Source organism: Acidobacteriota bacterium (genome assembly GCA_016715115.1).
Lineage (GTDB): Bacteria > Acidobacteriota > Blastocatellia > Pyrinomonadales > Pyrinomonadaceae > JAFDVJ01.
Map to the genome: position 1 here is coordinate 215,441 of JADKBM010000001.1, position 22,526 is coordinate 237,966.

17 protein-coding genes are annotated in these 22,526 nt (G+C 57.2%); 13 read left to right on the forward strand and 4 right to left on the reverse strand.

Annotated features, from left to right (window positions below):
- Positions 1–2: 2 nt before the first annotated feature.
- Entirely contained in the window at positions 3–503 is a 501-nt protein-coding gene (locus IPN69_01020) for an SRPBCC domain-containing protein (GenBank protein ID MBK8809300.1), read from the reverse strand.
- Positions 504–1,182: 679 nt separating this feature from the next.
- On the opposite strand from IPN69_01020, the gene IPN69_01025 reads away from it, so the two are divergent.
- The 7 genes from IPN69_01025 (at position 1,183) to IPN69_01055 (ending at position 9,827) form a co-directional block, all read left to right on the forward strand.
- Positions 1,183–2,253 (forward strand): flippase-like domain-containing protein, encoded by a 1,071-nt coding sequence (locus tag IPN69_01025; protein MBK8809301.1) that lies wholly within the window; start codon positions 1,183–1,185, stop codon positions 2,251–2,253.
- 60 nt (positions 2,254–2,313) lie between these two features.
- On the forward strand, positions 2,314–2,868 hold the full coding sequence (locus IPN69_01030; GenBank protein MBK8809302.1) for a 6,7-dimethyl-8-ribityllumazine synthase: 555 nt from the start codon (positions 2,314–2,316) through the stop codon (positions 2,866–2,868).
- Between the two features lie 5 nt (positions 2,869–2,873).
- A complete protein-coding gene (gene nusB / locus IPN69_01035; GenBank protein ID MBK8809303.1) occupies positions 2,874–3,344 on the forward strand; it encodes a transcription antitermination factor NusB in 471 nt (156 codons plus the stop codon).
- A gap of 15 nt (positions 3,345–3,359) precedes the next feature.
- Positions 3,360–4,487, forward strand: a complete 1,128-nt coding sequence (locus IPN69_01040; GenBank protein MBK8809304.1) for an Hpt domain-containing protein — start codon at positions 3,360–3,362, stop codon at positions 4,485–4,487.
- 2 nt (positions 4,488–4,489) lie between these two features.
- Complete coding sequence (locus IPN69_01045) at positions 4,490–5,128, forward strand: hypothetical protein (protein ID MBK8809305.1); 639 nt, start codon at positions 4,490–4,492, stop codon at positions 5,126–5,128.
- Between the two features lie 242 nt (positions 5,129–5,370).
- Positions 5,371–7,458 carry a S8 family peptidase gene (locus tag IPN69_01050; GenBank protein MBK8809306.1) on the forward strand — a complete coding sequence of 696 codons (2,088 nt, stop codon included), beginning with the start codon at positions 5,371–5,373 and terminating at the stop codon, positions 7,456–7,458.
- A 293-nt stretch (positions 7,459–7,751) separates the two neighbouring features.
- The gene (locus IPN69_01055) at positions 7,752–9,827 is read left to right on the forward strand and encodes a S8 family peptidase (GenBank protein MBK8809307.1); all 2,076 of its coding nucleotides are present in this window, start codon (positions 7,752–7,754) and stop codon (positions 9,825–9,827) included.
- Positions 9,828–10,310: 483 nt separating this feature from the next.
- Here the strand turns inward: IPN69_01055 and IPN69_01060 are convergent, their stop codons facing one another.
- Positions 10,311–10,547 (reverse strand): hypothetical protein, encoded by a 237-nt coding sequence (locus IPN69_01060; GenBank protein ID MBK8809308.1) that lies wholly within the window; start codon positions 10,545–10,547, stop codon positions 10,311–10,313.
- 173 nt (positions 10,548–10,720) lie between these two features.
- Between IPN69_01060 and IPN69_01065 the strand changes: the two genes are divergently transcribed.
- The 3 genes from IPN69_01065 (at position 10,721) to IPN69_01075 (ending at position 16,693) form a co-directional block, all read left to right on the forward strand.
- A complete protein-coding gene (locus IPN69_01065; GenBank protein MBK8809309.1) occupies positions 10,721–10,879 on the forward strand; it encodes a hypothetical protein in 159 nt (52 codons plus the stop codon).
- A gap of 137 nt (positions 10,880–11,016) precedes the next feature.
- Positions 11,017–14,730 carry a multifunctional oxoglutarate decarboxylase/oxoglutarate dehydrogenase thiamine pyrophosphate-binding subunit/dihydrolipoyllysine-residue succinyltransferase subunit gene (locus IPN69_01070; protein ID MBK8809310.1) on the forward strand — a complete coding sequence of 1,238 codons (3,714 nt, stop codon included), beginning with the start codon at positions 11,017–11,019 and terminating at the stop codon, positions 14,728–14,730.
- A gap of 199 nt (positions 14,731–14,929) precedes the next feature.
- On the forward strand, positions 14,930–16,693 hold the full coding sequence (locus IPN69_01075; protein ID MBK8809311.1) for a tetratricopeptide repeat protein: 1,764 nt from the start codon (positions 14,930–14,932) through the stop codon (positions 16,691–16,693).
- 44 nt (positions 16,694–16,737) lie between these two features.
- Here IPN69_01075 and IPN69_01080 read toward each other — a convergent pair whose 3' ends face one another.
- Both IPN69_01080 and IPN69_01085 read right to left on the reverse strand, forming a co-directional pair.
- Entirely contained in the window at positions 16,738–17,058 is a 321-nt protein-coding gene (locus tag IPN69_01080; GenBank protein ID MBK8809312.1) for a DUF4157 domain-containing protein, read from the reverse strand.
- A gap of 75 nt (positions 17,059–17,133) precedes the next feature.
- Complete coding sequence (locus IPN69_01085; protein MBK8809313.1) at positions 17,134–19,038, reverse strand: winged helix-turn-helix domain-containing protein; 1,905 nt, start codon at positions 19,036–19,038, stop codon at positions 17,134–17,136.
- A gap of 162 nt (positions 19,039–19,200) precedes the next feature.
- Here IPN69_01085 and IPN69_01090 point away from each other — a divergent pair, with 162 nt between their 5' ends.
- From IPN69_01090 to IPN69_01100, 3 genes are read left to right on the forward strand one after another with little or no spacing between them, the layout of a single operon-like run.
- The gene (locus IPN69_01090; protein ID MBK8809314.1) at positions 19,201–19,461 is read left to right on the forward strand and encodes a hypothetical protein; all 261 of its coding nucleotides are present in this window, start codon (positions 19,201–19,203) and stop codon (positions 19,459–19,461) included.
- A gap of 57 nt (positions 19,462–19,518) precedes the next feature.
- Positions 19,519–21,390, forward strand: coding sequence for a tail fiber domain-containing protein (locus IPN69_01095; protein MBK8809315.1), 1,872 nt, complete (start codon positions 19,519–19,521; stop codon positions 21,388–21,390).
- A gap of 20 nt (positions 21,391–21,410) precedes the next feature.
- Entirely contained in the window at positions 21,411–22,478 is a 1,068-nt protein-coding gene (locus IPN69_01100) for a VCBS repeat-containing protein (GenBank protein MBK8809316.1), read from the forward strand.
- Positions 22,479–22,526: the final 48 nt, after the last annotated feature.

A 22,526-nucleotide genomic window follows, 5' to 3' on the forward strand; every position in this document is an offset into this window, starting at 1 on the left:
TCTTAGTCTTCGTAGCGCTCCGTGTACGGGACGCGCTTTCCCTTTTCCAGATACCGGCGCAGGATTCTCAGGTACAGCGCCCAGCAAAATGACGAATGACGGAAATGTCCGCTCGTTTCGGACCAGCCCGTGTGGCGAAACTGAAGGCGTGTGCCGGATCCTTCTTCGACAACCACGAAACCGACCTTTGTTCCGATCCAATCGTCCGTCGCGTCGGTGATCGTGAGCTCGAATTCGCGGTTGAGTTCGAAGAGCGAAACCCGGGCCTTCCACTGATACTCCGGGCCGAAACCCAGCTCGTATTCGGCATCCGTCGCGACCGTTCCGCGGCAAGTTTCCGTCCACCATTCATCGAGAAAAGCCGGTTCCGAAACGGCTGCGAAGACCTTCGCGAGCGGCGCCGCAATGCTCAGATCGTGTTTTATGTCCGCCATCAGATCAAGCCCCCGGAAGACAATATAATCGCCCGCCGCACTTTCGCCAACCGGCGGATTTCGTTTCAACGCAGATTGCGCATTAGGCGTCGTGCGGCCGCGGTTGCCCGCCCGCTCACGCAGGCGGTACTGACTCGCTGATCGTCGGGTTGACGCGTTGCCGCGGCCGCACGTCGCGAAAGCCCGAAATATCCCAAATCTCGGACCTGACGCCGATCGCCCGGATATTCGAATCGTCAGGTTGATTCGCGGCACACGCGGCAAGGCAGAAGTTCTTTTGCGAGTCGTCAGGTTTCTCAAAGCTCCCGAATCCGGAATATCTGGGAGTCTGTCGGAAAATGCCGTTTGAGAACTGAATCTACTTCTTCAAGCGTGTGGAGCACGTGAACTTGCGATAGCACCACGTGAAGCGGAGCGAAACGTGGTGACTCGTCGCGATTGACTCATCCGAGCGTGTGGAACTCGCGGACCTTTTGCATCAATGAGAGTTACGCGTGTTACACACGCTTTGGAAGTCAGGGCGACGGGCCACCACGTTCCGCTCCGCTTCACGTGGTGCTATCGTATGTGCGTGTGCTCCGCACACTGAATCGAATTCCCCGACAGGCTTCGAGAACAACTTTGCGTACCTTGCGAGCTTTGCGTGAAGCCTCCCGCTAGGTAATTCAACGATGTGACCGCGGATCATCGTCCGTTTGCGGCGAAGCGAGCTATTGAGCTAGCATCATTCTAGCTAACACCCGTCGCGATGAATTCAGCCAAAGATCCCGAAAAACCCGAGTCAAGCACGTCGAAGCATCTCAACCGCGTGAAGATCGCGGCGATTGTCCTGACGTGTCTCGGAATCGCGCTTTTCGGTTATTTTCTTTATTCGGTCGGATTCCGAGAAGTCCTCGACGGCATCGGACGGATCGGATTCGGTGGATTTGCGGTCGTCATCTTGCTCTATTTCGGACGGATCATCGTGCGCGGCATCGCCTGGACGCTCACCGTCCACGATCCGTACAGGCTGACCTTGCGCGACACGATCCCGGCCGTCATCATCGGCGAAGCGATGAGCAGCGTGATCCCGCTCGGGATCGTGGTTTCGGGCACTTCGAAGGCCATCGCCGTTCGAAAGAAAGTTCCGATCGTCGTCGGACTCTCGTCCGTCGCCACCGAAAACCTGTTCTATTCGCTCGCTACCGGACTGTTCATCGCCTTGGGCGCGTTCATTTTTTTGCGCACGTTCGATCTCGCCGGCGGCTGGACGATCACGCTCGACTCGTTGATCGTCGTCATCTCGCTCCTTCTGCTGTTCGGCATCCTGATGGTCGTCCGTCAATGGCACATCGCTTCGGCCGTCTGCGACCGGATCTACGACCGCGGCCATTTGCGCGGAATTCTCGAACACGGCCGGCTTCAGGTGCGGCTTTTCGAGAATCTGATCTACGGTTTCTATCGGCGTTACCCGCGACGCTTTGTCCCGATCTTCCTGCTTCAGATCGTCTTTCATCTTTTCGGCGTCATCGAGGTCGTTTTTTTGCTCTGGAAACTCGGTGAGGTCCCGAGTCTTCTGAATTCCGTGCTGCTCGAATCCGTCAGCCGCCTGATCGCGATACTTTTCAAACTCGTACCGTTTACGATCGGCGTCGATGAGGCGAGCGCCGAGCTTGCCGTCGAAACGCTCGCGATCGGCGCGGGGATCGGGGTGACGCTCGCGATAATTCGAAAGGGCCGCGTCCTTTTTTGGGCGATCGTCGGCGCGGCCCTGATCTTCAAACGCGGAATCTCGTTTCGGGAGTTGCGGAAGATCGGCCTCCCAAAGTCGTCAGAGTGAAAAGCGCCGTTTCGCCCCGACTACTTGTCAATCCCAAGCCGCCTTCTCTATACTTAGGTGATGGCGCCCGGAACGGACGCCGGGAGTAAATTGTTGAATCCGAAGACACATCAGGGAATGCTCAGCGCGAAAGGGTTTCGTTTCGCGATCGTTGCCGCGCGTTGGAATGATTTTCTAACGTCGAAGCTTGTCGAAGGCGCGCTCGACGCGCTCGAACGGCTCGGAGCCGACGAGTCCGACGTCGAGATCTTCAAGGTCCCGGGATCGTTCGAACTTCCGCTGACGGCGAAAAAGATCGCGAGCGGCGGCAAGTTTGACTCCGTCATTTGCCTCGGCGCCGTGATTCGCGGCGAAACGCCGCATTTCGAATACGTTGCGGGCGAGGCCGCGAAAGGCACCGCACAGGTCGCGATGCAAACGGGCGTTCCCGTGCTTTTCGGTGTCGTCACGGCGGACACGCTCGAACAGGCCATCAACCGCGCCGGGGTGAAATCCGGCAATAAAGGCTTCGAGGCCGCGATGTCGGCGGTCGAACTCGTGAATCTGTACAGAGGGATCGACGGCGGCGAGGAGTCGGCGGAGATAAAGGAAAAGGTTTTTCCGCACGTAGTTTGATAATTATGGGAACACGGCGCAAGGCTCGTGAATGTGCTCTTCAAATGTTGTTCGCTGCGGATGTTTCGAAAACGTCGGGCGACGATCTGACAAGCGCGTATTGGAACGAGATCGGCGAAACCGAAACCGACGAACCGCTCCGAATTTTCTCGAACCGTTTGGCCATCGGCGCGCTCGATAAGATCACCGAGGTCGATGCGTGCATAAAAACCCGCGCCGAACATTGGCGGATCGAGCGAATGGCGATCGTCGACCGGAACGTTTTGCGGCTCGCCGTTTACGAGTTCCTGTTTGAGGACACCCCGCATACGGTCGTCATCAACGAAGCGCTCGAGATCGCGCGCCGGTTCTCGACATTCGAAGCCACACAGTTCATCAACGGGATCCTTGACGCGATCAAGCAGGATCTTGAAAAATCTTCAACGAAAAAGTCCGACCCATCGGAGAGCGAAAAGTCGCAGGTCTCTTCGGTTTAGGACGAAGTCCGGCGAATGAATGAATTTCGCGAAAACTTCCTGAGAGAGTTCATCGAACCGCTCGTAGACCTTTTGCAGAAGATCTCGATCGATCTCTCGAACGATGTCCGCAACGACGCGTACCGACTGGTGCATTCCGTAAAGGGTTGCTCGTCCACCTTTGGACTCAAGCACAGTGCCAACCTCGCCTCCGAACTAGAATCCTTGCTTGCGGAAGGCAATTTCGATGAAACCCGGAAATCACGGATCATCGGCAACCTGTCGGTCCTGATCGAATCATTGAAACGGCCCCAAGTCGAGCCGGAATCCGGTTCGCGCCGACCCGGCGCAGATTTCATTTCAAAATCGAATCTCTTTTTCAATCGCATTCGCGCCGAGCAATTCCGGCAGCTGGCGGAGCGTGAGAAAACGGCCTTCTTTTCGGCGCTCGAGAATGGATGCGATCTCTTCCGCGTTTCCGCGGCAGTCAAAACAGAGGCGTTCGTCGACGAGTTTCGCGATCTGCGCCGCAGTCTGACCGATGACGGTGACATCATCGCTGTCCTGCCCGGTGGCGACGCGTTCCCCGAAAAGACCGCCTTTGAAATGATCGTCTCGTGCCCTGAGGGCGCACGGCCGCGGACAGGCGAGCCGGAACTGCTCAACATACGGGACGTGCGGCCGAAATCAACGCAGATGCTTTCCGAAGTCCGCGCCCACGTCGAGCGCGTCAGCAGCGAAGCGGCGAAGCTCGTCCATCTCGATATCCTTGCGAACGACGCATCGCTCAACGGCAGGTCGGCGCCGATCTTCGAGATACTGATCCATCTGACATCAAACGCGGTCGATCACGGTATCGAAAAATCCGGACGCGTTGAGGTTCTATTCCTGCGCGATGCAAAGGGCTACGAACTTTCGGTCGCCGACAACGGCGTCGGGATCGATCTCGAAAAGATTGCGAAACACGCGCCGTCCAATGGGGGAACGGATTTCGACATCCTGTTCGAGCCGCGCTTCACGACCGTTGACAAACCTGCGGATAACTCGGGACGCGGCATTGGGCTCTTTATCGTCAAAACCGAAGTTGAGAAACTAAACGGCAAAATTTCCGTGAAATCACGTAAAGACCTTGGCACGCGCTTTGAGATCACGCTGCCGGAATAGCTATGTTCAAGACCATCAAACAGTCCATCGGCAGCGGTTTAGTGATCCTCGCGGCATTGGCGGTGATTTCGTCGGCGATGAACGCCGTCGGCCAGGAACTGCCGGACGAGATCCGTGGTTACAAGGTCGAAAAGGCGAACATCATCATTTCCAACCGGACGGATGCCGTCGAAAGTAATAAATCCGAGGCGCGCGTTCGCGTCGGCGACCCTGAATTGACCGACAAGTCGCTCTCGGGCATTACGTTCGAGGTGAATGCCGAACTCGATTCGCTCCGCAACAGCGGAACGGTCGATTTTCTGGCGTTTCATCAATTCAAGGTAAACGGCATCGATGTCAGCATCGACGATTACAACAATTCGTTCGAGTTCAAGAAGAAGCAGACCTTGTTCCTCCCGAAACCGATCAAGGTCTTCGTCGGAACGTTTCAGACGCTCCGCGGCGCGCTCGGCGAGATCCGCGATTCGAAACCGGAATGGGAAGTAACCGGCACCGTCTTCGTCTTCGGCAAATTCAAGAAATGGGGAATGAAATTCAAACGCGTCGTCCCGGTCGAGGTTCGTTTGACGATCAAAAACCCGATCCGCGATCAGAAGATTCTCTCCGAAGTCACTTCCGTTTTTTCAATCGCGGGGACTTGATCTAGAAGCTTGCAAATTTCGACAACTGAGTTCCGCCTTCCGGTCTCGCGAATCCAAATTCCTGCACCTTCGTTCAAATTGACCTGAAACCGGTCACGATTCCGTAGCACCCTGACCGTACTGCTCTGTGCGGCATTCCGCGAGTGGGGCCGCCTAACCTAGCGTTTTCAATACTTTAAGAGTAAGCATCTGTGCGGCACGCCGTTTGCGCTACCCGAAGTGCCCCCGGTGTGGAGGAAAATATGCTTACCAAATCAAATCTCAAATACCTATTGGCGACCGTTGTACTGTCGGCAATGACGTTTCAGGCATTTTCGCTTTCGGTGCTCGCGCAGAAGCAAAAGGATGTAACCCCCTTTTCCGACGAAAAGCAGGTTCCGACCGAAACTCGCGCATCACTTGGCAAAGTCGCCCCCGACCTCGACGAAAAGGCGGAATCGTTCGCTGCGGGCTTTCAGGGAGAGGAAACCGAACGGGTCATCATCAGACTAAAATCCGACACCGGACTCAACGGTATGTTCGGCAATTCCCTTTCGTACGGCGAACAACGCCGCATTTTTGCCCGAGAAATCCGCAACAATCAGGAACGCTCGGGAATTCTGCTTTCGGACCTGATCAACATCGGCGGCGAGATCAAGAAGTCTTACAACAGCCTCGGTCTTGTAAGCGCCGAGATGCCGCTTTCGCGCGTGCGGCAGATAGCCGAATCCGACAACGTCGAGTACATATCCCCCGATCGTGAGACCAGAATGAGCGGGCATGTTGAAACGACGACCGGCGCAAATCTCGTCCGGAATCTTGTTTCAGGAACAACCGTCGACGGACGGGGTATCGGCGTGGCGGTGATGGACAGCGCCTATCACCTTTCGAACGAACTGTTCAAGAACTCCAGCGGACAGCTCGTCAGCCAAGCCAATTACGACGTTTTCGGATTTAATATGATGTCAAAGGACGGGAATGGACACGGAACGCACGTCGCGTCACTCATCGCCGGCCAGCCGTCCTTCGTAAGCGGTTATTACACCGGCGTCGCTCCCGGAGCGAAGATCATCACGGTTCGCGTACTCGATGCTGGGGGCAGGGGCACGGTGAGCAACGTCATCGCCGGTATCGACTGGTTGATCGCGAACAAGAGCCTGCACAACATTCGCGTTCTAAATATGAGCCTTGGCGCAGCCGCGGTCGACAGCTATCTCAACGACGCCCTGTGCATCGCCGCACGACGCGCCGTTAACGCGGGCATCGTGGTCGTCGCTTCAGCCGGCAACAACGGAAAGACCGCAAGCGGCGGAAAGGTATACGGCGGCGTCAACACACCCGGAATCGAGCCTACCGTGATCACGGTCGGAGCTTCGAACTCGCTTGCCACGGACGGCCGTTCGGACGATACGATCGCCTCGTACAGCTCGCGCGGCCCGACGCGCGGTTTCCGGATCGTCAGCGGTGCCAAGAAGTACGACAACCTGGTCAAGCCCGATCTGGTTGCGCCCGGAAACAAGCTCATCGGCGCGCAGTCGATGCAGTACACGAACGCCATCATTCCCGATCTGATCATCAGTCATCCATCGCTGAACGCCCGTCCGCACGATATGTATTTTGACTGGACGACCTACACGGTCGTTGGCACGGAAAACGGAACGATGACGTTGAGCGGAACGTCGATGTCGGCGCCGCTCGTAAGCGGAGCGGTTGCCCTTATGCTTCAGGTCAACCCCAATCTGACTCCGAACCTCGTCAAGGCGATCCTGATGTACTCAGCACAGCCAACGAAGAACTTCAATACCTTCGAACAGGGCGCCGGCGTACTTAACGTCGACGGAGCCGTGAGGCTCGCAAAGCTTGTTAAGACGACGCTTCCATCGGTAAACGGCGATCCTCTGCTGACCGCGTCGCTTCCCTCGTCGCAAAGCAGCATCATCGCCGGACAATCCGTTGCGTGGGGAAAGGGCGTGATAACGAACTTCGGCTTTCTCAACGGCAACGATCTGATGCTCAAGTGGCAGGGTATGTACGGAAGCGGCGTCGTTATGGGCGACGGCACGCCGTTCGTCAAGGATAAGCTGACGCTTTCGACGACCTTGACGAAAGGAGCGTTGACGATCTATCAGGGTTCAATCAAGAACAACGGTGTTCTGATGGGCGACGGCACGGTGTTCCTGAGCAGCAAGAACCTGTTCAACAACCTTAACAGCAGCGGCGTCCTGATGGGTGACGGCGTCCTGATGGGTGACGGCGTCCTGATGGGCGACGGAGTCCTGATGGGCGATACCTATTACGGCAACGCGATCTATGGTGACAACACCGCCGGAATGACGTCGGCGAACTATTGACGAGTGGACAACTACCTCGCACACTCAAACCCAGCGAAGGCCGGATCCGAAATGGTCCGGCCTTTGCTGTTTTCGGTTTCGGATCGCCCGGAGAGCAAGGAAATTGATCGGATCAATCAGATTGACGGAAAACGATCGGATCGTGTCGGTCAATTTGATTGGGTTGCTTCGTCAAGGTCATTTCGACCTTTCGGCAACTCATTGCAAATACGACACTTACTGCACATCCGTTGAAGGGCACGGGCATTGCACTATTGAATTTCGCAGTTCCCCCGACTTGGAGGATCAAGATTATGAACAGACTCAAAAAACTACTTACATCTTTCGCACTCGTCGCAATGTTCCTGCAAGCCGGAGCGTTTTCGGTGATCTCACAGAAACTGCCGCGCGGAGAGTCAGAGGCGCCGGTACAACCGGAAGCATCGCAGACCAAGCGTGAGCGGGTTGCTCCGGATCTCGCTGAACGAGCCGACGAAGCCCGGAACGGACTGCGTTCGGACGAAGACGTCCGCGTCATCATCCGTTTGAAATCAGAGACCGGCCTTAACGGAATGTTCGGCAATGCCCTCTCAAAAAGAGAGCAGAAAGAGATTTTCGACAAGGAGGCCGAAAACAATCGCACGGCCGGCGGAATCATCTTGTCCGACCTGACTGAGGCCGGCGGAACAATGGCAAAGAACTTCGAGAGAATGGGATTGATGAGCGCCAAGCTTCCGCTTTCGCAGATTAACAAGATCGCGAATTCGGAATACGTTGAATACGTCAGTCTCGATAGCGAAGTCGCCGGGCTCGGCCACGTCGGACAAGCCGCAGGAATCTACAACACGGGAATCTCGGACCGCGGCGACAGCGATCCGAACACCTGGCTTGTCGGCTCCGGCATCGGATTGGCAGTCATCGACAGCGGCGCCTACGGGACGCACGATCTGTTCAAACGCTGGGACAATGCATCCAAAGTCACCGCATACGACTTCACCGGCGGAAACAACGTCGCCGATCAGTTCGGCCACGGTTCGCACGTTGCCTCGATCGCCTCCGGAGACTACCGTCTCGGGGGGGCGGCATACGAGGGCATCTCGAGCGGCGTTCAGATCTACAGCCTCAAGGCCCTCGACAGATACGGCATTGGATACGCGAGCAACGTTATCGCGGCGATCGACTGGGCGATCGCCAACAAAGCGGCGACCAACATCCGCGTCATCAACCTTAGCCTTGGCGCTCCCCCGACAAACAGTTACACGAACGATCCGCTGTGCCTCGCGGCACGCCGCGCGGTCAACGCCGGTATCGTCGTCGTCGCATCGGCCGGAAACTGGGGTAAAGACCTCTTGGGCAACAAAATGTACGGCGGCATCAACACGCCGGGCATCGAACCGTCCGTGATCACGGTCGGCGCGGTGAACTCTTACGGAACCGATTGGCGAAGTGACGATCAGGTCGCAACGTTCAGCTCCCGCGGCCCGACGCGCGGTTGGGTGACGCTCGCCAACGGAGCGCGCAAATACGACAACCTGATCAAACCGGACCTCGTCGCGCCGGGCAACAAGATCATCGCGGCGCAAAGCCCGAACAATACTTTGGTGACGCTTTTGCCGAGCCTGAACGTTTCGCCCGCGACTACGGTGGCCAACCAAAAGCTGATGTATCTCAGCGGCACCTCGATGGCGGCTCCGGTCGTATCGGGCGCGGCGGCGATGCTGCTCGACACCAATCCGAACCTGACGCCGAATCTTGTCAAGGCGATCTTGCAGTACACTGCACAGGTCATCCCGAACACAAACACTTTGGAACAGGGTGCCGGACACCTCAACATCGACGGCGCGGTTCGCATTGCACGGCTCGTTAAGGCAAACCCGACGACGCTCTCGAACGGAAACGCAATGTTGACGGCGAGTCAGCCGACGAACAAGTACAGCACGATCTCCGGCGAAACGGTAAATTGGGGCCGGGGCGTTATTACAAACTGGGGAATCCTTTACGGAACCGACCTGATGACAAAATATCAGGGAATTTACGCCAACGGCGTCCTGATGGGAGACGGAACGGTCTTTTCTGGCACAACGCTCTCGAAGGTCTCGACGAAGACCACCTCGACCGTCAGTCTGTACCAGGGCGCGATCAAGAACAACGGCGTCCTCGTTTCGGACGGAACGCTGTTCCTCAGTGCGAAGGATATGGCGAGCAGCCCGACCCCGTTCACGAACTCGCAGGGCGTGCTCGTCAGCGACGGCGTGTTGATGGGCGACGGCGTGTTGATGGGCGACGGCGTCCTGATGGGTGACGGCGTCCTGATGGGTGACAATTATCGCGCAATGGCGACAACGAGCTATCTCGGCGACAACACGATGTGCATGCTGCCGGCGCCGTAACAAGTGGACAACAACCTCGCACACTCAAACCCAGCGAAGGCCGGATCCGAAATGGTCCGGCCTTCGCTGTTTCCAGATTCCATACTCGGGAGCTTTGAAAAACCCAACGGATTTCCGTATTCGAGCCGGGACGAGTCAGTACGGTCTGCGGTTGCGGATGGTTGAAGATAGGTTGGTATCAATACTTCGGTCCGGGAGTGCCGCGTCCAGCCATCCGCTACCGCAGATGGTACCGACTCGACGCGATTGCCACGCGATTCGGGCACCGCGCCAACCCGACGATCAGCGAGTCAGTACCGGCTGCGTCAGCGGGTGGGCAACCGTAGCCGCACGACGCCTAAATCCCAACTCGGGAGCTTTGAAAAACCCCAAGGGATCTTTGTATTCGGGGCAGGGGCGAGTCAGTACCATCTGCGGTAGCGGATGGTTGAAGATCGGTTGGTATCAATGCTTCGGTCCGGGAGTGCCGCGTCCAGCCATCCGCTACCGCAGATGGTACCGACTCGACGCGATTGCCACGCGATTCGGGATTCCCAGTCTGGAACCCTTGGAATCCTGGAATCTGGATTCGGGTTCTTTGAAAAACCTGACAACACGCGAAAGAACTTCAGCCTTGCCGCGGGTGACGCGGATCAACCTGAAGATGCGAATATCCGGGCAATCGGCATCAGGTCCGAGATTTGGGATATTTCGGGTTTTCGCGTCGTGCGGCCCCGGCAACGCGCCAACCCGGTGATCAGCGAGTCAGTACCGCCTGCGTTAGCGGGCGGGCAACCGCGGCCGCACGACGCCAAAACCCCAACTCGGGCGCTTTGAAAACCCGACATGAAGGAAGCAAATCGCGTTTTTTCCAGAACACAGTTTGGCGGGATGGCGCGGATTTGTTTCACTCAATGGGGATAGAAAAGGACGAGCTGCGAGTCGAGATCGACGGTGCGAAGTTCGGCGAGGGCCGTGTTCCGCGCATTCGAAAACGGATCGGTGCAAGTTCGCGTTCAATCGATGCAAAGAAGTTGTTTTTCATCCGTGCGAAAGATGTTCCGATGTGGTGAGCGGCTGCTTTGTAAACCTTTTATTGTCCGTCTTTTCTCGTTGTCCGCGATCGTGACGCCGATCGACTTTTTATCTTTTGCCTGCTTTTGCGATAAGATTGTTGATTGATCAAATTGTGGGAGAAACGCAGGGTTTTATGAGTGACAAGGTAACGAATTTCAGCGAATACATTGCCGAGAATTTCGGTGCGAACGCAAGTTATGTCGAGGGGCTTTTGGCGCGGTACAATGCCGACCGAAATTCAGTCGACGAATCGTGGCAGGATTTTTTCGGGGAAATGCTCGGTGAAAGCCGCGTTGACGCGGAACCCGAGACGGGCCGCCTGAAGGCAGAACTCCAAACGGAAGCCCAACCGGAACTCAAAGCGGAACCGCCGAAATCCGAAATCCAAATTCCGAAATCCGAGATCCAAATCGGCCCCGGGACGAACGTTAAGCCCCTGACCGGTCCGTCGAAAAAGGTCGTCGAGAATATGGAGACCTCGCTGACGGTTCCGACCGCGACGAGCGTCCGCAACATTCCGGTCAAGGTCCTTGAAGAAAATCGAGGAGTCATCAACGAACATCTCAGATCGTCGGGTCGCGGAAAGGTTTCGTTCACGCACATCATCGCCTGGGCGATCATCAAGGCCGTCAAGGCTTTGCCGGTAATGAACAACGGTTTCGGCGTGGTCGACGGCAAGCCTTCGCGGCTCGAAAATTCGTCGATCAATCTCGGGATCGCGATTGATCTCGAAAAGAAGGACGGCTCGCGGAGTTTGCTGGTTCCGAACATCAAAGGTTGTGAATCGATGGATTTCGCGCAGTTTTTCGCAGCCTACAACGAAACGGTTCGACGCGCGCGCGACGGCAAACTCGAGATCCCGGACTTTCAGGGGACGACCGTTTCGCTCACCAATCCGGGAACGATCGGCACGGTCTCTTCGAATCCGCGTCTGATGTCGGGCCAAAGCGCGATCATTGCGACCGGAGCCATCGAGTATCCGGCGGAATACTCGGCGATGACCCCGGCGGCGCTCTCGCAGATCGGCATCAGCAAGACTATCACCCTGACCTCAACGTACGACCATCGCGTGATTCAGGGCGCCGAAAGCGGAATGTTCCTCGCGCGGATCCACGAATGCCTCGTCGGCAAGCACGCGTTCTATGACGAGGTCTTCACAGATCTCGGCATTCATTATCCGCCGATGCGCTGGGCTGAGGACTTCAACCCGTCGCTTTTCGGAAACGACCGTTCGAGCGAGCAGGCCGAAAAGCAGGCCAATGTCCTGCAGCTGATCAACGCCTATCGGATCCGCGGCCATCTGCTCGCCGACATCGATCCGCTCAATATGACGAATTATCGGGCCGCCGAACTCGAGCTCGAGAACTTCGGCCTGACCATCTGGGATCTCGACCGCGAGTTCATCACCGGCGGCCTTCACGGGGAAAAGACCGCGACGCTCCGGCGGATTCTCGAGATCATGCAAAAGGCATATTGCGGCAAGGTCGGAACCGAATACCGCCATATTCAGTCGAAAGAAGAAAAGGACTGGATCCGGCTGCAGGTCCGCGAACAGTTCGTCGATACGGTCCCGCTCGCCGCGGATCTCAAGAAGGAATTGCTCAACAGCCTGATCGAGGCCGAGCAGTTCGAGCAGTTTCTGCACAAAAAGTATCTCGGACAGAAGCGCTTCTCGCTCGAAGGATGCGAGACCGTCATTCCGATGCTCGATCAGCTTGTCGAAGGCGCGTCCGCCTACGGCGTCGATGAGATCTATATGGGAATGGCGCATCGCGGGCGGCTCAACGTGCTCTCGAACATCATCGACGACACGATGGCCGAACGCATTTTCACGATCTTCGAGGGGACTTCGCACCCGAACTTCCCCGCCGACGAAGGCGACGTCAAGTATCACCAGGGCGCGATCGGAAAGCGTTTGACGAAACACGGTAAAGAGATCACGATCGAGCTGTCGTGCAATCCGTCGCATCTCGAGTTCGTCAATCCGGTCGTCGAAGGAATGGTCCGCGCGCGGCAGGACGATCTGCGAAACGCTCACAACGACCCGCGCGAGGTGGCGATCGACAAGATCCTGCCGGTGCTGATGCACGGCGACGCGGCGTTCGCCGGTCAGGGCGTGGTGATGGAAACGCTGCAGCTAGCGAACCTTCCGGGCTATCGCACCGGCGGCACGATCCATCTCGTCATCAACAATCAGATCGGATTCACGACATCGCCCGAACTGAGCCGCTCGTCGATCTACTCGACCGACGCCGCGCAGATCACGCAGACGCCGATCTTTCATATCAACGGCGACGACCCCGAAGCGGCGTTCCGCGTCACGCAGATCGCGCTCGCCTATCGCCAGAAATTCAACAAGGACGTCGTGCTCGATCTCGTCGGTTTCCGCCGTCTCGGCCATAACGAGGGCGACGAGCCGAGCTACACGCAACCGCTGATGTATGCGCGCGTCAAGGCGCATCCGGGAACGCGCCATCTGTACGCGCAGCAGCTGATCCGCGAGGGCGTCATCACCGAGGACGATTTGAAATCGATGACCGACTCGATCATCGAGAAATACGAGGGAATCCTCGCGCGCGCCAAGGCGATCGCGGCGGACAAGCCGTACAAAGCGAAGCTGACGGCGATGGCCGGCGATGAAGACGGATCGACGGTGCTCGAAACCGCGATCACGCCGGAGTCTCTGAAAACGGTTTCGGAAGCCATCTCGCTCGTTCCCGAAGGCTTTCAGATCAATCCGAAGATGGTCGGCCAACTCGCTCGCCGCGCAAAGATGGGAACCGGCGAAGTCCCTATGGATTGGGGATTCGCCGAGGCGATCTCGATCGGCTCGCTCGTCCTCGACGGCACCGCCGTCAGGCTTTCGGGTCAGGATTCGGGCCGCGGAACGTTTTCTCAGCGCCACGCGTCGATGTATGACGCGGTCACCGGGACGCGTTGGTCGCCGCTCACCGAACTCCGGAGCGAAACCGTTCAAAAGGCGCGCTTTTATGTTTTCGACAGCAGTCTGTCCGAGATGGGCGTGCTTGGATTCGAGTACGGTTATTCGTGTATCGCCAAGAGCGATCTGGTCATCTGGGAAGCGCAGTTCGGAGACTTTTCGAACGGCGCGCAGGTCATCATCGATCAATACATTTCGTCGTCGGAGGACAAATGGAACCAGAAATGCCGGCTCGTGATGCTTCTGCCGCACGGCTTCGAGGGGCAGGGCCCCGAACACAGTTCGGCGCGGCTCGAACGCTATCTGCAGCTCTGCGCCGACAACAATCTGCAGGTCTGCTATCCCTCGACGCCGGCGCAGTATTTCCATCTTTTGCGTCGGCAGGTAAAACAGGAGATCGTCCGGCCGCTGATCGTGATGACGCCGAAATCGCTGCTGAGGCTTCCGGCGGCTTCGTCAACGGTCGAAGATCTGACGAACGGCGGATTCAACGCGGTCATTGACGACCCGAAGATCGCGGATCGCTCGAAGGTCAAGCGAATCGTCGTGTGCTCAGGAAAGGTCTATTACGATCTCGACGCCGGGCGTCCGGACGACGGTGCGACTGCGGTCATTCGGCTTGAACAATTTTACCCGTTCCCGAAATCGCGTCTCGCCGATGTCTTCGCGTCGTATGGAAACGCGGCTGAGATCGTCTGGACGCAGGAAGAGCCAAAGAATATGGGTGGCTGGACGTTCGTTAAAGACCGACTCGAAGAGATTCGCGGCGAACTTAGCCTGGATTACGTCGGCCGCATCGCCTCGGCGTCGCCCGCTACGGGAAGCTACGCGATTCATAATCTCGAGCAGGAGAAACTCGTCCGCGAGTCGTTCGGACTGAAGGAAAAAACGGCCGCGGGCGAATAGGGATTTTCTTAGGAGTTCAGATCGCGAAAACGGTGACTGAAGCCGTTTCTTGCGTGTGAATCAAACGATCAGGGTCGGGCTGTTGCCCGACCGAAAAAGCCCCGACGGAAGAATCGGGACGATGCCCGCCGGTTCGATTCGAATTCCGATTTTGATTAAAATTTAGATTCGCGATCTCCAACCCGCGAACAAAAGACGTATGCGACAAAAGTACTTTCTTGCAGCGCTGTGGACACTTACGCTCGGCGCCTTGACCTACGGCCAAACAATCGATGCCCTCAATCTGAAGGCGAAAGAAGCCTTCGACAAACAGGATTACGCGGCGGCAAATGCGTCGATTGCAAACGTTCTCAAACGTCAGCCGGCGAATGAAGCGGCGCTGACACTGCGCGCGCGGATGAACGTCCGTCAGGGCAAACTCGCCGAAGCCCTCGCCGACGCCGAAAAGGTACTCGTCAAGAATCAAAGGAATTACGAAGCGCTCAATGTCCGCGGCGTCGCGCGGCGCGAATTGAAGAACGATCTTCCTGGATCGGTCGCCGACCTCGCGCGGGCACTCGAGATCAAACCGGACTACTATTACGCCGCGTACAATCTCGGCCTGACCCAAAACAGGTTCGGCCGCGCCGGCGACGCTCTCGTCTCGTTCGCGCGTGCCGCACAGATCGATCCAAACGCCGCCGACCCGCTCCGGCAACGCGCATCGATCTTTATCAATTACACGATGTACAAGGAATCGGTTGCCGAACTCGACAAAGCGATCCTGCTCGACGCGAAAAATCCGGCATTGTTATCGATGCGGGCTTATGCGAATCTGAGGCTCTACCTTGCGGGTGACGATGCCTCGAAGGCGCGCTTCGTTTCCGATGCTGACGCGGCGCTCGCCCTCGACCCGGACAATTCGGGCGCGCTTTCGGTTCGTGCCGTCAAACGATTCGAGGCAAAGGACATCGACGGCGCAGTGGCCGATGCCGACCGCGCGATCGCGCAGAATCCGAAGAATTATATCGCGTTTATGGTTCGCGGATACGTCAAGATCGGTAAGAAAGACTACGACGCGGCCTTTGAGGAATTCGACAAAGCGTCGCGACTGACGCCCCGGGATTCCTGGCCGCGAAACCAGCGCGAAACTGCGCTCGGCCGCGCGACCGGGCCGAACGCGATGGCCGCAAAGGCCGAATTTGTCAAAAACGCAAAACTCGCGGTAGCGGACGATATCTGGGATTTCGAAACCTATGACGCGCTCAGCGACACTTTCCGCCGTGTCGATCCGTTCGGCGACGCCAATCTCGCCAAAACGTACTGGGAACAACTCATCGCGGAAAACCCGAACAACCTGTGCGCGATCCGTTTTCTCGGTGAATACAAAGCCCGAAGTTGGCAGGAAATGACCGGATACTGGGAGGACGCCTTGCGACGTTACGACGGGAAGAACGGAACCGAATGCGCCGCCCAGATCGCGTTCCGCCTCGGCCGTGAATATAACGGCCGGAAGTTGTTCAGTGACGCCGAACGGGCGTTTGCCAAGGCGAAGGAACTCAAACCGGACATCGAGTTCCTCGACAACAACATCGCCGCCAACAAAGTCGAGCGCGCCGAACGTGAAAAACCGCTTCCGATCGTCACCCGCCAAACCGTGTCGACGCGGCGGGATCCGGCCTCGACCGGCCCGATCGCGAGTCCGATGCGTCTCCGTGCCGCACTCGCAGCCTACGATCAAGCTCATAAACTAATCGAACTCGATGTCCGCGAACTTCAGGGGGCGATCAGCAAATACAACAGCGCGGGATATTATTCCTATCTTTACACCGGGACCAGGCTCCGCATCGACAGGATCGCGGCACGCGCCCGCGACCGCGTCAACAGCCTCCTCAAAGCCGAGGGCGACTTTCTTCCGCAGGAACTCAAAGATCACCTCGAATCGGATCTCGACATCATCGGTTCCGCCCTCAGCCCGAACTGAGAGTGACCGATAACACGATCCGCCGCGCGGTAATCCAAATCGCCTTATTCGTCGTTCGCACTTCCCTGCCGCTGCTGCACGACGTGGGTCAGCTCGTGCGCCAGCAACTGCCGGCCGTCCTCGGTATGAGGCTGATACTTTCCCGGCGCAAAAAAAACATCCTGGCCCGACGTGTACGACTGCACGCCCAGCAATGTCGGCGCGTGCCCCTGGTGGACGCGGACGTTCGACAGATCCGCCTGCAATTCGTTTTCGTAGTGATGCTGGAGCGTCGGCGGCAACGGGGTGCTCTGTGAATTCGATTTCACGTCTTGCGGTGTCGGCAGATGGGCCGTGCCGTTGACGTTATTGTTGTTATCTGGCATATAGTCTCTCCTTGCGAGTCAATTCCTGGAATTTGTGCGAGTCTCTCGACGCGGCTCGAACCGTGGCGAAACGACTCAATGATTCAGCCGTGTTACAAGTGCCTTGAACCGATCATCGTCGCGCAGCGAGTCGAAAACCGGATCGACCCCGATCTGATGCCACATCGAACCGCGATTGTTGAAACCCTTTTCGATCTCAAGGATCGCTTCGTCGGTTTCACCCAATAGAGCCAAGCGCGTCGCGACGTTGTAATCCGCAACTTCGGTGCTGCGGCCGGCCCGTTCGCGAAGAAACTCCACCTGCTTCTTCCAAAATCCCTTGATTCCAGAATGTTGAAAAGCCTCGCGCAACGGCTCGACGATCGCCGGGTCGCGCCTTCCCAACCGGCTCAATTCCGCCTCGACCGCTTCGGCCTGCAATCCTCTGAGCTCGCTCGCGGCCCGCAGGATCAGGAGCGGTGTCGTCTGTTTTTCATCAAGTTCGAGAGCTTTGCGCGACTGCTCGATCGCCCGGTCGTATTGCCGTGTGAAGTAATACAACCAACCAAGGTAGACGGCGATGCCGCGCGAAGTCGGATCGATCTGCGCGGCCCGGTTAAGTTGCGCCTCGGCCTCGGCGAAACGGCCAAGGCCAATCATATTCATTGCATTCGAACCGAGCGCGTTCACGTTGTTCGGATCGAGTTCGATCGCCCGCGTATAGTGTTTTTCAGCACCGTTCCAGTCCCAACGGTACAATGCCCTCACCAAACCGACCGAGGCGTGCGCATCGGCCAGCGTCTCGTCAAGCTCAAGCGCCTTGCGCGCCGCCGCCTCTGCTTTCGGAAAAGCCTCCGCCGGCGTCAGCCCACCGCGCTGTTCGAGAAGCGTGTAGCAGTCGGCCACTCCCGAATACCCGAGCGCGAAGTTCGGATCGAGCGCGATCGATTCCTCGAACGCCCTGATCGCCTTGAGGTACGACTCGATCGAGCGCTCGCTCCAGAAGTACCGGCCCTTCAGGTAAAGATTGTAAGCTTCGATATTCTCGGTCGGACGCTTGCCGCCGAGATCGGGGTTGAGTTTCAGCTTAAGCGCCTGCGCCGTTTGAAAGGCCATCGCGTCCTGGAGCTGAAATATCCTGGTCTCGGATTCGTCGAACGCTCCGGCCCAGATCTGGACGCCGTCGCTGACGCGGATCAGCCGCAGCGTAACCCGAAGTTGGCCGTTTGCCTTTTGAAGAGTGCCGTCGAGGATCGCGTCAGTCCCGAGTTTCTTGCCGGTCTCAATGGGTGCCGCGTTCTCGTCCGCGAATTGAGTGACCAGCGCCGTCGGCGATACCTTGATGTCCTGAAGTTTCCCGAGACTTGTGATGAGCGCATCCGCAAACCCGAGACTCAAAGCCCTGTTCTCCTCGTTGCCAAGCGTTCGGAGCGGCAAGATCGCGATCGTTCGGATCGTCGGCTCCGAGGATCCGCCGCGGGTGAATATGTACCCGCCGACCGCGACTGCAATCAAGAGCCCGCAAACCGCGGCCCATCGCGCGTTTCGTCTCAGAAACCCGATTCCCGACCGTTTGCCGGGACCGGAAATGAACCCGGGCTGCTCCGAGTCCTCAGTGACCTCGATGACTGTTTCGGTGACCGACCGTCTTTCGATCGTCAGTAGCGCATCGTCCGGCTCGAGATCGATCTTTCCCGTAAACCGGTAACCTCGGCGCGGGATCGTCTGAATGATCTCAGATTCGCCGTATTCCGCGAACATCTTCCGAAGCCGGTAAACGTATCGCGAAAGGTTGCTCTCTTCGACGAAAGAATCGGTCCAGATGCGCGACAGTATTTCGTCCTTCGTCACCACCTCGCCGCCGTTTTCGGTCAGAAGGCAAAGCAATTCAATCTCTTTAAGCGCAAGCTTCACAGGTTCGTCGCCGTGCCAAAGAACTTTTCGCTCGGCATCGAGACGGAAATCCCCGAAACTGCGTAAGTTGTTGATATTACTGGTCATACGCACATCGCAGAAAAAATGGAGATTTAATGGAGAAAAACTTCAGGACACATTTCCGCTTACCAATTACGCTCCATTCGTCAACGAGGCTTTCGTACGCGACAGTCTGGAAGATGAAATTCAAAGACTTTGGATTTCCGCCGTTCGCTGATTCTAAATCAAATGCCGCAAAAATCAAAGAAATATAAGATCACGACCCGGACCCGCGAGATGTTCGTTTTGCGCCGTCGGCGGCAACGAGCCGATTCCGGGATCTGTCCGGTCTGCCGCCGATCGAGCGACTTCCAGACATTGAATTCCGCGACGATCGCCCTGAAGCGCGGCAAGCTCGAAATCCTGCGACTGATCGCGGAGCAGGTTGTCCACGCCTTCGAGGCCGATGACGGCGAATTGCTGATCTGTGACGGGAGTTTAGGAATTTGAACGGTCGCGGATCGCACGCCGGTTCCCAATAAAGATCGAACTATTTAGGAGAAGAAGATGAAATACTTTAGCGCGATTCTATTTTGTCTGACATTGTGCGCGGCGAATTTGGCCGCTTTTGGTCAGACAACACAGTTTACATACCAGGGCAGCCTGAAAAACAGCGGCGTGGCCGCAAACGGGAATTTCGATTTCGAATTCGCTCTCTATTCGGCAGGCGGGACGCAGTTGGGCCCGACGGTCGCATTGAACAACGTGCCCGTCGCGAACGGTATCTTCGCAGTCACGCTAGATTTCGGGAACCAGTTCCCGGGAGCTTCGCGCTTGCTCGAGATCCGGGTCCGCCCAACCGGAAGCGGTACAGCCTTCACGATCCTGACACCGCGCCAAGTTGTCAGTACTTCGCCGTATTCGATGAGAAGCTCGATTTCGACGATTGCCGACAATGCGCTGCTCCTCGGCGGTTTACCGGCGGCAAGTTTCATACAAAACACCACGACTCAACAATCATCGACAAACTTCAACATCGGCGGCACCGGCAACGCCTCGGTTTTCAACGCCACGACGCAGTTCAACATTGGCGGCAGCCGCGTCTTCACGATTTCGGGCGTTGAAAACACCTTTGCCGGGATCAATGCCGGCCTTTCAAACACCGCGAGCGTCGGGAATTCCTTCTTCGGGAATTCTGCGGGGCAGAATAATTCGACGGGAGGGCAAAATTCATTTTTCGGCGCGAGGGCCGGGCAATTGAGCAACGGAACCGGAAATTCATTTTTCGGCTATTCGGCCGGTCTCGTCAATACTCTCGGCAGCGACAATTCGTTCTTCGGCGCCGGTGCGGGCGACGCCAATACGACCGCAAACTCAAATTCCTTCTTCGGCCGGGTCGCCGGCGGCAACAACACGTCCGGCTCCGAGAATTCTTTCTTCGGAACGCGCGCCGGCCAATCGAACGTCGGGGCGAGTTTCAACTCATTTTTCGGATACGAAGCCGGCAAAGCTTCGTTTACGAATTCGATCAACAATTCGTTTTTCGGCCATCAGGCCGGGTTGCTGACGGGCAATGGGAGCAATAACTCTTTCTTCGGTTCCTCGAGCGGAGCCGGAAATACGGACGGAACCGACAACTCATTTTTCGGCGTAAGCAGCGGCCGCGCGAACAACGACGGTAACAGGAACAGTTTTTACGGACGCCTTTCCGGACGATTCAATACTTTCGGGAGCGACAATACTTTTGTCGGCTACAACTCCGGGGATTCGAATACGATCGGCAACAACAATACTCTGGTCGGATCCGAAACCGACGTCGTCGGACCTAATTCGATTTCGTTCGGGACCGCAATCGGCGCCGGCGCGACGGTTGCAACCAGCAATACGGTGGTCCTGGGGCGAACAAGCGATCAGGTCCTTGTCAAGGGGATCTTCAAGGCGACGCAGCTTCAGTTTGGGTCGTCGTTCACGGTGAATTATGAGAGCCTGTCGTTGCCCGGGAACAACGCCGCTTGCTGGGGAACCGATGAGATCTACGGCAACTATTTCGGAAAATGCGTCTCAAGCATCCGCTTCAAAACGAATGTCAACGATTTCAAAGACGGACTCGAACTGATCAATCGCCTGCGTCCCGTCACCTTTGACTGGAAATCGAACGGTTCGACCACGATTGGTTTGATCGCCGAGGAAGTCAACGAGGTCGAGCCGCTGCTGGCGGTCAAAGACAAGGACAACGTCGTTGAAAGCGTCAGATTCGAGGGCGTCACCGTCGTTCTGGTCAATGCCGTCAAGCAGCAGCAGAAACAGATCGAAGATCAGCAGAAACAGATCGAAGAACAACGCGAACTGCTGGAGCGGCAACGACTGGCGCTTGAAGCGCTGCGAAAACTCGTCTGCGCACAAAACACGTCGATCGAGGTTTGCCGTCCGCTGAACTGATCAGGCAAGGGTGAAGAATTATGAAACTCATTTTATTGACAGTCTTTTTGCTGGCTGTGGCTGTTTGCCCGCTAAGGGCGCAATCGGGCCAGACGTTTCAGATCGAAAGGAACGTTCTCGCGAGCGGCGGCGGACGAGTTTCCGGCGGGAACTTTCAGATCGAAGGGACGATCGCCGAAACCGTCGCCGGATCGCAGAGCACCCGCGGCGGGTTCAGCTTCACGTCCGGTTTCTGGGCGGCCGCAAGCAATCCATCGATCATCCGGTCGCCATTCGATTTCGACGGCGACGGCAAGTCGGACATTTCGATTTTCCGGCCCAGCCTCGGTCAATGGTGGCTCAACCGAAGCTCGCTCGGCACCATTACGCACACCTTCGGCAATGCGGCCGACAAAATAACGCCAGCGGATTTTACCGGTGACGGTTTCACGGATGTTGCGATCTTCCGGCCTTCCGTCGGCGAGTGGTTCGTACTCCGAAGTGAGGATTTTTCGTTTTTCAGCTTTCCGTTCGGCGCATCGGGCGACATTCCCGTTCCTGCCGATTATGACGGCGACGGAAAGTCCGATGCGGCGGTGTTCCGACCCTCGACGTCGACGTGGTTCGTCCAGCGTTCCACCGGGGGCACGACGATCGAAGTATTTGGCGTCACGGGGGATTTCCCGGTTCCGGCCGATTACGACGGCGACAATCTCGCGGACATCGCGGTCTTCCGGCCCGCGCTTGGCCAGTGGTGGCTCAAACGCTCGAGCGAGGGCGTGATCGCGCTGACGTTCGGCACCTCGACCGACAAGAACGTTCAGGGCGATTATACTGGCGACGGACGCGCGGATATTGCATTCTGGCGACCGTCAACGGGTGAGTGGTTCATTCTTCGTTCCGAGTCATATACGTTTTTCAGCTTTCCGTTCGGACAAAACGGCGACACGCCCGCGCCGGGAGACTACGACGGCGACGGGAGGATCGACGCCACCGTTTTCCGCCAATCGAACGCGACTTGGTTCTCGCAGCGGTCCACCGCCGGAACGTTGATCCAAAGTTTCGGACTGGCAACAGACATTCCGGTGCCGGGCGCATTTGTAAGATAGACCTCGGAGATCGGCCGCGGGAGACGCGAAAGGCTCAGCGCAATCGGC